The organism is Halobacillus yeomjeoni, from assembly GCF_020171525.1.
GTDB classification, from domain to species: Bacteria; Bacillota; Bacilli; order Bacillales; family Halobacillaceae; genus Halobacillus; species Halobacillus yeomjeoni.
On sequence record NZ_JAIVAI010000009.1, the window covers coordinates 20,390 to 34,047 of the forward strand.

General features: G+C 44.9%; 9 protein-coding genes. All 9 read left to right on the forward strand.

The window, feature by feature from the left end; translation table 11 throughout:
- The first annotated feature begins 22 nt into the window (after window positions 1–22).
- On the forward strand, window positions 23–388 hold the full coding sequence (rplL, locus tag LCL89_RS16090) for a 50S ribosomal protein L7/L12 (RefSeq protein ID WP_197318405.1): 366 nt from the start codon (window positions 23–25) through the stop codon (window positions 386–388).
- Window positions 389–468: 80 nt separating this feature from the next.
- Entirely contained in the window at window positions 469–1,071 is a 603-nt protein-coding gene (locus LCL89_RS16095) for a class I SAM-dependent methyltransferase (RefSeq protein ID WP_224810918.1), read from the forward strand.
- A gap of 316 nt (window positions 1,072–1,387) precedes the next feature.
- Complete coding sequence (gene rpoB, locus LCL89_RS16100; protein ID WP_197318407.1) at window positions 1,388–4,915, forward strand: DNA-directed RNA polymerase subunit beta; 3,528 nt, start codon at window positions 1,388–1,390, stop codon at window positions 4,913–4,915.
- 74 nt (window positions 4,916–4,989) lie between these two features.
- On the forward strand, window positions 4,990–8,598 hold the full coding sequence (rpoC, locus tag LCL89_RS16105) for a DNA-directed RNA polymerase subunit beta' (protein WP_224810919.1): 3,609 nt from the start codon (window positions 4,990–4,992) through the stop codon (window positions 8,596–8,598).
- Window positions 8,599–8,741: 143 nt separating this feature from the next.
- Entirely contained in the window at window positions 8,742–8,993 is a 252-nt protein-coding gene (locus LCL89_RS16110) for a ribosomal L7Ae/L30e/S12e/Gadd45 family protein (RefSeq protein WP_197318409.1), read from the forward strand.
- Between the two features lie 97 nt (window positions 8,994–9,090).
- Window positions 9,091–9,510: a 30S ribosomal protein S12 gene (gene rpsL / locus LCL89_RS16115; protein ID WP_197318410.1), complete on the forward strand. Its 420-nt coding sequence runs from the start codon at window positions 9,091–9,093 to the stop codon at window positions 9,508–9,510.
- A gap of 52 nt (window positions 9,511–9,562) precedes the next feature.
- Window positions 9,563–10,033, forward strand: coding sequence for a 30S ribosomal protein S7 (rpsG, locus tag LCL89_RS16120; RefSeq protein ID WP_197318411.1), 471 nt, complete (start codon window positions 9,563–9,565; stop codon window positions 10,031–10,033).
- Between the two features lie 42 nt (window positions 10,034–10,075).
- Window positions 10,076–12,154, forward strand: coding sequence for an elongation factor G (gene fusA / locus LCL89_RS16125; RefSeq protein WP_224810920.1), 2,079 nt, complete (start codon window positions 10,076–10,078; stop codon window positions 12,152–12,154).
- A 125-nt stretch (window positions 12,155–12,279) separates the two neighbouring features.
- Window positions 12,280–13,470, forward strand: a complete 1,191-nt coding sequence (gene tuf / locus LCL89_RS16130) for an elongation factor Tu (RefSeq protein WP_197318413.1) — start codon at window positions 12,280–12,282, stop codon at window positions 13,468–13,470.
- Window positions 13,471–13,658: the final 188 nt, after the last annotated feature.

The following is a 13,658-nucleotide window of genomic DNA, read 5'->3' on the forward strand; positions in this document are numbered from 1 at the left end:
ATTAATAAGGAGGAAATTTCTCATGTCTAACGAACAAATCATTGAAGCGATTAAAGAAATGTCTGTTCTTGAGCTTAACGACCTAGTAAAAGCAATCGAAGAAGAATTTGGTGTATCTGCTGCAGCTCCAGTTGCTGCCGGTGCTCCTGCTGCAGGTGGCGAAGCTGCTGAAGAGCAAACAGAATTCGACGTAGTACTAGAATCTGCTGGAAGCTCTAAGATCAAGGTTGTTAAAGCGGTTCGCGAAATCACTGGTCTTGGTCTTAAAGACGCGAAAGACCTTGTTGACAACGCTCCTGGCGCTGTCAAAGAAGGCGTTTCTAAAGAAGAAGCAGAAGAAATCAAGTCTCAGCTTGAAGAAGCTGGCGCAACTATCGAACTTAAGTAATTGTACTTTTCAAAGTAAAGCTCGCTGTCTAACGGCGAGCTTTCTTTTTCTTACTAGATAAAAAAGAAGGTGTTCGGAATATGTCGGAACATTATTATTCCAAAAAGACATCCGCTAAAAGTGATGAGAGAACCTGGTCTTTTAATCTGAAAGGACATACGCTGGTATTTACGACAGACCACGCTGTCTTTTCAAAGCGAGAAGTAGATTATGGTTCCCGGCTTTTAATTGAATCGTTTACCGAACCGGAAATTGATGGAGACTTGCTGGACTTAGGGTGTGGTTATGGCCCGATCGGATTGACTTTGGCCAAGGAGTTTTCAAGTCGTCACATCATGATGGTGGATGTAAACGAGAGAGCGTTAAGTTTAGCTGCAAAGAATGCAGAGCAAAACCAAATATCTAATGTGACCATTTCAGAGAGTGATCGACTGCAGGGTGTTGCAGATAAGAAGTTTGCAGCCATATTGACGAATCCGCCTATCAGGGCAGGTAAGAAAGTCGTACACCTGATGTTTGAAGAGGCTTTTGAGGCTTTAGAACATCAAGGTGAATTGTGGGTTGTCATTCAAAAGAAACAAGGAGCTCCTTCCGCCAAGCAAAAGCTGGAGGATTTGTTTGGTCACGTAAGTGTGGTTTCCAAGCAAAAAGGGTACTATATTCTCAGCGCTAAAAAAGTTTGACTCGTCTATTAGATTGTGCTAGTATAGAAAAATGCCAATATGACTATAGTGTGTCAAGACTTTTTTTGTACTTTGTATAAAAAAATGGTAGAAGGTTAGAATGGTAAAATCGAACACGTAAAGTAAATGAGGTTTTTACATGAGAGAAACCCTTTTTCTTTTTTGTCTAACGTTAGAGAGAAATGAAGAAATACCATTTGCTATAGTGGCGAATGTTTAAATAATGCTTGTGGCAAGATCAACCGCAAGCCTGTTCGGCATGTCTTGGCCGGACCCTTTTTTCGTTAAAAAATGCTTGATTTGAGGGGTGAATCAGTTGACAGGTCAACTAGTTCAGTATGGACGACACCGCCAGCGCAGAAGTTATGCACGCATTAGTGAAGTATTAGAGTTACCGAATTTGATTGAAATTCAAACGGCTTCCTATGATTGGTTCTTGGAAGAAGGTTTGAAAGAAATGTTCCAGGACATTTCTCCGATCGAAGATTTCACAGGTAATCTTTCACTAGAATTTGTAGACTACAGCCTCGGTGAACCAAAGTATCCAGTCGATGAGTCAAAAGATCGTGACGTAACGTATAACGCGCCACTTCGTGTGAAGGTTCGTCTATTAAATAATGAAACAGGTGAGGTAAAAGAACAAGAAGTGTTCATGGGTGATTTCCCACTTATGACTGACACCGGTACCTTTATTATTAATGGTGCTGAACGTGTTATCGTATCTCAGCTTGTTCGCTCTCCAAGTGTCTATTTCAATAAAAAGATTGATAAGAATGGTAAGCGTGGCTATACAGCTACGGTCATTCCGAACCGTGGAGCTTGGCTTGAGTTCGAAACTGACGCGAAAGATGTTGTACACGTCCGTATCGACCGTACTCGTAAACTGCCAATCACGGTATTGTTAAGAGCCTTAGGATTCGGAACCGATCAAGAGATCATCGATCTTATCGGTGATAACGAATACCTTAAGAATACGCTCGAAAAAGATAACACGGAAAACAGCGAAAAAGCTTTACTAGAAATTTATGAGCGTTTACGCCCTGGTGAACCACCTACGGTTGAAAATGCGAAAAGCTTGTTGGTTTCCCGTTTCTTCGATCCGAAGCGTTATGATTTAGCGCGTGTCGGTCGTTATAAAATGAATAAAAAGCTTCATATTAAAGATCGTTTGTTCAATCAAACGTTAGCTGAGAATCTTGTAGATGAGGAAACTGGTGAGCTTATCGCTGAAAAAGGCGATAAAATCGACCGTCGTTTGCTGAATAAACTTATTCCTCATTTTGATAATGAAGAAGGCAACTTGAGTGAACAATCTCTTGATCCGGTAGATGGTGTACTAGAAGAGCCTATCCAAGTACAATCCGTTAAGATTGTCGATCCTACAGATCCTGAAGGTGAACGTTCTATCAATGTCATTGGTAATGCGAATATAGACCGTGACGTGAAGAACATTACACCAGCAGATATCCTTTCTTCTATCAGCTATTTCTTCAACCTGCTTCATAACGTAGGTGGAACGGACGATATCGACCACTTAGGTAACCGTCGTCTTCGTTCTGTAGGAGAGTTGCTGCAAAACCAATTCCGTATCGGGTTGTCTCGTATGGAGCGTGTGGTGCGTGAACGTATGTCTATTCAAGACACTTCTTCCATCACACCACAGCAATTGATCAACATTCGTCCGGTCATTGCGTCCATTAAAGAATTCTTCGGTAGCTCTCAGCTATCACAGTTCATGGACCAAACGAACCCGCTCGCAGAGTTGACGCACAAACGCCGTCTTTCTGCTTTAGGACCAGGTGGTCTGACTCGTGAACGTGCCGGATTCGAAGTTCGTGACGTACACTACTCCCACTACGGACGTATGTGTCCGATCGAAACACCGGAAGGTCCGAACATCGGTTTGATCAACTCCTTGTCTTCCTATGCGAAGGTGAATGAATTTGGATTTATCGAAACACCATATCGTCGTGTGGATCCTGACACGAACAAAGTTACGTCTCAAATCGACTACTTGACAGCCGATGAGGAAGACAACTATGTCGTGGCCCAGGCCAACGCGAAACTCGATGAAGATGGTGCGTTCCAGGATGAAGAAGTCATTGCGCGTTTCCGTGGTGAAAACACCGTGGTACAACGTGATCGTCTTGATTACATGGACGTATCACCGAAGCAGGTCGTGTCTGCTGCGACCGCATGTATTCCATTCTTGGAAAACGATGACTCCAACCGTTCCCTGATGGGTGCAAACATGCAGCGACAAGCCGTACCATTGCTTAAGCCGGATGCTCCTCTTGTAGGTACAGGAATGGAGTACGTGTCTGGTAAGGACTCTGGTGCAGCAGTCATTTGCCGACACGAAGGAATTGTAGAACGTGTCGAGGCTAAAGAAGTACTCGTACGTCGTATTTCCGAAGTCGACGGTAGAGAAGTTGAAGGCGACCTTGATCGTTACCGCCTTCAGAAGTTCATCCGCTCCAACCAAGGAAGCTGCTACAACCAGCGCCCAATCGTTTCTAAAGGAGACCGCGTAACGAAGGGTGAAATTCTTGCTGACGGTCCATCCATGGACATGGGTGAACTGGCACTTGGTCAAAACCCGCTTGTTGCCTTTATGACATGGGATGGATATAACTATGAGGATGCCATCATCATGAGCGAACGTCTTGTGAAAGATGATGTTTACACATCCATTCATATAGAAGAATATGAGTCCGAAGCTCGTGATACGAAGCTTGGACCTGAAGAAATCACTCGTGATATACCGAACGTAGGAGAAGATGCCCTTCGTGATCTTGATGATCGTGGTATTATCCGAGTGGGTGCCGAAGTCAGTGATGGCGACCTTCTTGTAGGTAAAGTCACTCCTAAAGGGGTAACGGAACTTTCTGCAGAGGAACGCTTATTGCATGCAATCTTCGGTGAAAAAGCCCGCGAAGTCCGTGACACATCCCTGCGTGTACCGCACGGTGCAGGTGGTATTGTTCTGGATGTGAAAATCTTCAACCGTGAAGATGGCGATGAACTGCCTCCAGGCGTCAACCAACTGATCCGCGTTTACATCGTTCAGAAGCGTAAGATTTCTGAAGGTGACAAAATGGCAGGTCGTCACGGTAACAAGGGTGTTATTTCAAAAATTCTACCAGAAGAAGATATGCCATTCTTACCTGATGGCACTCCGGTAGACATCATGTTGAACCCTCTTGGTGTTCCGTCCCGTATGAACATCGGGCAGGTGCTTGAACTCCACTTAGGTATGGCGGCACGTCTACTGGGTGAAAGAGTAGCAACGCCTGTATTTGACGGTGCACGTGAGGAAGACGTTTGGGAAACTCTTCAAGAAGCCGGAATGTCCCGTGATGCGAAAACGATCCTTTATGATGGACGTTCAGGTGAACCTTTCGACAACCGTGTATCCGTGGGAGTCATGTATATGATCAAACTTGCTCACATGGTTGACGATAAGCTGCACGCCCGTTCTACAGGACCTTATTCACTCGTTACGCAGCAACCACTTGGTGGTAAGGCTCAATTCGGTGGACAGCGTTTCGGTGAGATGGAGGTATGGGCACTTGAAGCATATGGTGCCGCTTATACACTTCAAGAAATCCTTACCGTGAAATCGGATGATGTCGTAGGTCGTGTGAAGACTTATGAAGCGATTGTCAAAGGTGACAACGTACCTGAGCCGGGTATTCCTGAGTCCTTCAAGGTTCTGATCAAAGAACTTCAGAGTCTTGGGATGGATGTGAAGATTCTATCTGGTGATGAAGAAGAAATTGAAATGCGTGATATAGAAGAAGAGCAAACGAAAGAATCCGAGAATTTAAATCTAGACGACTAATAGCTTTAACATTTCCAGAAGCTCGTGTTCTAAGCTTAGGGTAGAACCTGGATACTGAAAGGGAGGTAGGCCCCTTGCTAGATGTAAACAATTTTGAGTATATGAAAATTGGTTTGGCTTCACCGGACAAGATCCGCTCTTGGTCATATGGTGAGGTCAAGAAACCAGAAACGATTAACTATCGTACTTTAAAACCTGAAAAAGACGGTTTGTTCTGTGAACGAATTTTCGGGCCACAAAAAGACTGGGAGTGTCACTGTGGTAAATACAAGCGTGTCCGTTACAAGGGCGTCGTTTGTGACCGTTGTGGTGTAGAGGTGACAAAAGCGAAAGTACGTCGTGAGCGTATGGGGCACTTGGAATTAGCTGCCCCTGTCTCTCACATTTGGTACTTCAAAGGAATCCCTAGCCGTATGGGACTTGTTCTTGATATGTCTCCACGTGCTTTGGAGGAAGTCATCTACTTCGCTGCGTATATCGTAACTGACCCTGGTGAAACGGCACTTGAGAAGAAACAACTGCTTTCTGAAAAAGAGTATCGTTCATACAGAGAGAAGTTCGGTCAAGGCTTCCAAGCAGCAATGGGAGCTGAAGCAATCCGTAAATTGCTATTTGATATCGACCTCGATGGAGAAGTCGATACATTAAAAGAAGAATTGAAGACAGCGCAAGGTCAACGTCGTACCCGCGCAATCAAGCGTCTGGAAGTATTGGAGTCATTCCGTCATTCAGGAAACAATCCATCTTGGATGATTTTAGATGTTCTCCCTGTCATCCCGCCTGAACTGCGTCCGATGGTTCAGCTTGATGGAGGACGTTTCGCTACTTCTGATTTGAACGATCTTTACCGTCGTGTCATCAACCGTAACAACCGCTTGAAGCGTTTGTTAGACTTAGGTGCTCCGACAATCATCGTTCAAAACGAGAAGCGTATGCTTCAAGAAGCTGTCGATGCGTTGATCGACAACGGCCGACGTGGCCGTCCTGTTACCGGTCCGGGTAACCGTCCGCTTAAATCCCTTTCTCACATGTTGAAAGGGAAGCAAGGTCGTTTCCGTCAAAACTTGCTTGGTAAGCGTGTCGACTACTCTGGTCGTTCGGTAATCGTCGTAGGTCCATCTCTGAAAATGTATCAGTGTGGACTTCCGAAAGAAATGGCTTTGGAATTATTCAAGCCTTTCGTCATGAAGGAATTGGTGTCTCGTGGCTTGGCGCACAACATCAAGTCTGCTAAACGGAAAATCGAACGTGTGCACCATGAAGTATGGGATGTACTTGAAGATGTAATCAAAGAGCACCCTGTACTATTGAACCGTGCACCAACCTTGCACCGTTTAGGTATTCAAGCGTTCGAGCCTACACTTGTAGAAGGACGTGCGATTCGACTTCACCCGCTTGTATGTACAGCCTATAACGCTGACTTTGACGGAGACCAAATGGCCGTTCACGTTCCATTGTCTTCTGAAGCACAAGCAGAAGCTCGAATCTTGATGCTTGCCGCGCAAAACATCCTTAACCCTAAGGATGGTAAGCCGGTTGTTACACCATCCCAGGATATGGTTCTGGGTAACTACTACCTTACACTTGAACGCCCTGGGGCGATCGGTGAAGGTATGTTCTTCAAAGACTTGAACGAAGCTTTGATGGCATATCAAAATGGATATGTCCACTTACACACACGTGTAGCTGTTCAAGCGAGCTCGCTTGAAAACGAAACGTTTACAGAGGAACAAAACGGGCAGCTTCTGCTTACGACAGTAGGTAAATTGATCTTCAATGAAATGCTGCCGAGTTCCTTCCCATATATCAACGAACCGACTCAAGAAAACCTTGAGGTTAAAACACCAGACCATTGCTTTGTGGAGAAGGGGACAGATATCCGCGAGGAATTGTCCAAGCGTGAAGAAGTATCTCCATTCAAGAAAGGCATTCTTGGAGACATCATCGCTGAAGTATTTAAGCGTTTCTCTATCAGTGAAACGTCACAAATGCTTGACCGCATGAAAGATCTAGGATTTGCATACTCCACGAAAGCAGGTATCACCGTTGGTGTATCTGACGTTGTGGTACTTCCTGAGAAGCAGGAAATCCTTGAAGAAGCACAAACGAAAGTCGACAAGGTCATGAAGCAGTTCCGTCGTGGTTTAATCACCGAAGAGGAACGTTATGATCGCGTCATTGAAATTTGGTCTGCTGCGAAAGACGATATTCAAAACCGTCTGATGAAATCCTTGAATCCGCGTAACCCGATCTTCATGATGAGTGATTCCGGAGCGCGTGGTAACGCATCCAACTTCACTCAGTTGGCAGGTATGCGTGGTCTGATGGCCAACCCGGCTGGACGAATCATTGAACTACCGATCAAGTCCAGTTTCCGTGAAGGTCTTACAGTACTTGAGTACTTCATATCTACACACGGTGCACGTAAAGGTCTTGCCGATACTGCACTCAAGACTGCCGACTCTGGTTACTTGACCCGTCGTCTTGTAGACGTGGCACAAGATGTCATCGTCCGTGAAGATGATTGTGGAACAGATAGAGGGTTGAAAGTGGCATCTCTTACAGAAGGTACAGAAGTCATAGAACCTTTAATCGATCGTTTGATTGGTCGTACGGCATTCCAAACGATCAAGCATCCTGAAACAGATGAGGTTCTCGCTACTAGAAACGAAGTCATCTTTGAAGATGCGGCGAAGAAAATCGTCGACTCTGGTATCGAAGAGGTCACGATCCGTTCTGCCTTCACATGTAACACGAAACACGGAGTTTGTAAGAAGTGTTACGGCCGTAACCTTGCTACAGGGGATGAGGTCGAAGTTGGTGAAGCAGTCGGAATCATTGCCGCACAGTCCATCGGTGAACCAGGTACACAGCTTACAATGCGTACCTTCCACACAGGTGGTGTAGCCGGGGATGATATCACTCAAGGTCTTCCTCGTATCCAAGAGATCGTGGAAGCTCGTAACCCTAAAGGACAAGCCGTCATCACTGAGATCGCTGGTACAGTCTATGAGGTTAACGAAGTGAAAGAAAAGCAAGAAATTGTCGTCCAAGGCGCTGTAGAGACCCGTTCTTACACAGCTCCGTACGGTGCACGTATGAAAGTGACTGTTGGAGACAAAGTAAATGCCGGAGATCCGTTGACAGAAGGTTCCATCGATCCGAAAGAATTGTTGACGGTACAAGGCCTTGATGGTGTACAAGAGTATCTTCTTAAAGAAGTTCAAAAAGTATACCGTATGCAGGGTGTTGAAATCTCTGATAAGCACGTTGAAGTTATGGTCCGCCAAATGCTTCGTAAAATCCGTGTTCTTGATTCCGGGGATACAGACGTTCTTCCAGGTTCCCTTCTTGAGATCCATCAGTTCAAAGAAGCGAACCAGAAGGCACTTATGGAAGGCGGTCAGCCAGCTGTTGGTCGTCCGGTCATCCTTGGTATCACCAAAGCATCCCTTGAAACGGATAGCTTCTTATCAGCAGCATCCTTCCAAGAGACGACTCGTGTCTTGACGGATGCAGCAATCAAAGGGAAGCGTGATGAGTTGCTTGGACTTAAAGAAAACGTCATTATCGGTAAACTGGTTCCTGCTGGTACAGGTATGACACGTTATCGTAAAATCCAGGCTCAATCCGAAGGCAGCCAGGAATCCGTAGAGCAGCCTGAGGAAGTTACTCAACCCTGAACAAAATATGATTGATGTTAACAATGGGTAAAATTTAAGGAAGCATCAAAAAACTACCCAAAATGCAGTTGACATGCATTTTGGGTAGTGATAATATAATCAAGGTGCTTCCATTTATCCTTGTTACTTTGGAGGATATGAAGATGTCTTATGAAAAAGTAGCACAGGCTAAATCCGATATAGTAATTGGAACCAAACAAACGCTCAAAGCCATGAAAAGTGGCGAAGTGAGCGAAGTCATAACGGCTGGCGATGCAGATCAGTCGATGACAATGAAAGTAGCTAAACTAGCCAAACAGCTGAACATTCCTCATACAATTGTTCCTTCCAAGAAGGAACTGGGGGAAGCATGTGGCATTGATGTTGGTGCTGCTACAGTGGCGATAAAGCAATAAAGTTTTGGCGATTAGTCGCGAAAGCTTTGTTTTTTGCCCTTTTATGAACCACCTGGATGTGTGGTATTAAGAAAAGTAAGGAAGGGAGGATATAAACATGCCTACTATTAATCAATTAGTACGTAAAGGACGCGTGAGCAAAACAAAACAGACGAACTCTCCAGCTTTGAACAAAGGCTATAACAGCTACAAAAAGCGTATGACTGATCAGTCTGCTCCACAAAAACGTGGTGTTTGCACACGTGTTGGTACAATGACACCTAAGAAGCCGAACTCTGCACTACGTAAATATGCACGTGTTCGTCTTACTAACCAGCTTGAGGTTAACGCGTACATTCCTGGTATCGGCCACAACCTGCAAGAGCACAGTGTTGTTCTAATCCGTGGCGGTAAAGTTAAAGACTTGCCAGGTGTCCGTTATCACATCGTTCGTGGTGCCCTTGACACTGCAAGCGTTGACGGTCGTATGCAAGGTCGTTCCAAGTACGGAACTAAGAAGCCTAAAGCGAAAAAATAAACGATATTCTAATATCGCTTAAATCATAAAAAATGAGAAGGGAGGGGAACATATGCCACGTAAAGGTCCAGTAGCTAAACGTGATGTGTTACCAGATCCGATGTACAACTCTAAGCTTGTTACTCGCTTGATCAACCAAATCATGGTTGACGGTCAGCGCGGTAAAGCTCAAAAGATTCTATATAAAGCTTTCGAGCTAGTTCAAGAGCGTAGCGGTAATGAAGCTATGGAAGCTTTTGACCAAGCGATGAAAAACGTAATGCCTGTATTGGAAGTACGTGCTCGTCGTGTAGGTGGTTCCAACTATCAGGTACCTGTTGAAGTTCGTCCAGAGCGTCGTCAGGCACTTGGATTGCGTTTCATCGTTAACTATGCGCGTCTTCGCGGTGAAAAAACGATGGAAGAGCGTCTAGCTAATGAAATTCTAGATGCAGCTAACAACACGGGTGCAGCTGTTAAGCGCCGTGAAGAAATGCACAAAATGGCTGAAGCGAACAAAGCTTTCGCTCACTATCGTTGGTAATCATCAACAAAATAAACTTTCATTCAGGAAGGAGAAAGAATCATGCCTAGAGAGTTCTCCTTGGAAAAGACTCGTAATATCGGCGTTATGGCTCACATCGATGCTGGTAAAACAACAGCGACCGAGCGTATTCTTTTCTACACAGGACGTATCCACAAAATTGGTGAAACTCACGAAGGAGCTTCCCAAATGGACTGGATGGAGCAGGAACAGGAGCGCGGAATTACAATCACTTCCGCAGCGACGACTGCTCAATGGAAAGGTCACCGTATCAACATCATTGATACACCCGGACACGTAGACTTCACAGTAGAAGTTGAACGTTCCCTGCGTGTACTTGATGGTTCTGTAGCTGTATTGGATGCTCAGTCTGGTGTTGAACCACAGACTGAAACCGTATGGCGCCAAGCGACAACGTATGGTGTTCCGCGTATCGTTTTCATTAACAAAATGGATAAAGTGGGCGCTGACTTCATTTACTCCTTAGGGACGTTGCAAGAACGTCTTGGAGCTAACGCAGCAGCAGTGCAACTTCCTATTGGTGCAGAGGACGATTTCGAAGGAATTATCGACCTTGTAACAATGGAAGCATACTACTACATGGATGATTTGGGCACACGTGCAGAATCCCGCCCAATTCCTGATGAGTATAAAGATCAAGCAGAAGAGTACCGTGCTAAGCTGGTTGAAGCTGTAGCCGAGCTTGATGAAGACTTGATGATGCAATACCTTGAAGGGGAAGAAATTACGAACGATCAGCTGAAAGCGGCAATCCGTACAGCAACTCTAAGCGTAGATTTCTACCCTGTGTTCTGTGGTTCTGCCTTCAAGAACAAAGGTGTTCAACTACTAATCGATGGAGTAATTGATTACCTTCCATCTCCATTAGATGTTCCTCCGATTGAAGGTCACGTACCTCAAACGGAAGAAAAAGTCGTTCGTAAAGCAGACGACAAAGAGCCATTCTCAGCATTGGCATTTAAAGTTGCAACAGACCCATATGTTGGTAAGCTTACATTCTTCCGCGTATACTCCGGTGTTCTAAGCGCTGGTTCATACGTGAAGAACTCCACGAAAGACAAGCGTGAGCGTGTAGGACGTATCCTGCAAATGCACGCCAACTCTCGTGAAGAGATTTCAGATTGCTATGCGGGTGACATCGCTGGTGCAGTAGGACTTAAAGATACAGGAACGGGTGACACTCTATGTGATGAGAAGAACCTTGTTATCCTGGAATCTATGGAATTCCCTGAGCCGGTTATCTCCGTTGCAATCGAGCCGAAATCAAAAGCCGACCAAGATAAAATGTCTATTGCACTTGGTAAACTTGCAGAAGAGGATCCGACCTTCCAAACTGAAACGAACGTAGAGACAGGCCAAACAATCATCGCTGGTATGGGTGAGCTTCACCTTGATATCATCGTTGACCGTCTGAAGCGTGAGTTCAAAGTGGAAGCGAACATCGGTGCTCCACAAGTTGCTTACCGTGAAACTTTCCGCGGAAGTGCACAAGTTGAAGGTAAATTCGTACGTCAGTCCGGTGGTCGTGGACAATTCGGTCACGTTTGGATCGAATTTGAACCGAACCAAGAAGGCGCTGGCTTCGAATTCGTCAACAAAATCGTTGGTGGTGTTGTTCCACGTGAATACATTCCTTCTGTAGAACAAGGTATCGCAGAGTCTATGGAAAACGGTGTATTGGCTGGATATCCAATGGTAGACATCAAGGCCACTCTATACGATGGTTCTTACCACGATGTCGACTCCAACGAAATGGCCTTTAAAGTTGCCGCTTCCATGGCACTTAAAGAAGCTAAGAACAAGTGTAAACCAGTTCTTCTTGAACCAATGATGAAAGTAGAAGTCGTTATTCCTGAAGAATACATGGGAGATATCATGGGTGACGTAACTTCCCGTCGTGGACGTGTTGAAGGTATGGAAACTCGTGGTAACGCACAAGTTGTTAAAGCATTCGTTCCACTATCTGAAATGTTCGGTTACGCAACAGCGTTGCGTTCCAACACTCAGGGCCGCGGAACTTACACTATGCATTTTGACCACTATGAAGAAGTTCCGAAGAGCATCTCTGAGGAAATCATCAAGAAAAATGCTGGTGAATAATTGATTTTTTCTACGAGTTAAAGTATAACTTGTAATGTAAGCATGGGAGTAACTGGATTGCTCCTATGCTTCACATAAACTTTCAAACTATAATTTTGTTACTTATTAAAAGGAGGAAATATACAATGGGTAAAGAAAAATTTGACCGGTCCAAGTCCCACGTCAACATTGGTACTATCGGACACGTTGACCATGGTAAAACAACTCTAACTGCAGCAATCACTACAGTACTTCACAAGCGTTCTGGTTCTGGTTCAGCAATGGCATACGACATGATCGATGGTGCTCCAGAAGAGCGTGAGCGTGGAATCACAATCTCCACAGCACACGTTGAGTACGAAACAGAAACTCGTCACTATGCACACGTTGACTGCCCAGGTCACGCTGACTACGTTAAGAACATGATCACTGGTGCTGCTCAAATGGACGGCGCGATCCTAGTTGTATCTGCAGCTGACGGTCCAATGCCACAAACTCGTGAGCACATCCTACTTTCTAAAAACGTAGGTGTACCAGCTATCGTTGTATTCTTGAACAAAGTTGACATGGTAGACGACGAAGAGCTACTTGAGCTAGTTGAAATGGAAGTACGTGACCTTCTTTCTGAGTACGACTTCCCTGGCGACGATGTACCAGTAATCTCTGGTTCTGCTCTTAAAGCACTTGAAGGCGAAGAGCAGTACGAGCAAGCAATCTTCGACCTAATGGATGCTGTTGACGAGCACATTCCAACTCCAGACCGTGACACTGACAAGCCATTCATGATGCCAGTTGAGGACGTATTCTCCATCACTGGTCGTGGTACAGTTGCAACTGGTCGTGTTGAGCGTGGACAAGTTAAAGTCGGTGACGAAGTAGAAATCATCGGTATGGCTGAGGAAGCATTCAAGACTACAGTAACTGGTGTTGAAATGTTCCGTAAGCTTCTAGACTACGCTGAAGCTGGTGACAACATTGGTGCACTTCTACGTGGTGTTAACCGCGAAGACATCAACCGTGGTCAAGTACTAGCTAAGCCTGGTTCTATCACTCCACACACAAACTTCAAAGCTGAAGTTTATGTACTAGCTAAAGATGAAGGTGGACGTCACACTCCATTCTTCTCTAACTACCGTCCACAGTTCTACTTCCGTACTACGGACGTAACTGGTGTAATTCAACTTCCAGAAGGCGTAGAAATGGTTATGCCTGGAGATAACGTTGAAATGACTGTAGAACTTATTTCTCCAATCGCAATCGAAGACGGAACTCGCTTCTCCATCCGTGAAGGTGGACGTACAGTAGGTTCTGGTGTCGTTTCTACTATTACTAAGTAATTGTAGTTCGATTGAAGAACATGAAGAGGTAACAGCTTATGCTGTTGCCTCTTTTTTGTCTTTATTAATATTTTGAGGTGAAAGTTTTTTTGACAAAAAGTTTAGGAAGAATCCATCCTACTTTTTAAAACAAGGTCTCCCCAAAAAACAAACCTCTTAACATACGTATTTCCTTCTTGAGGTTAAGA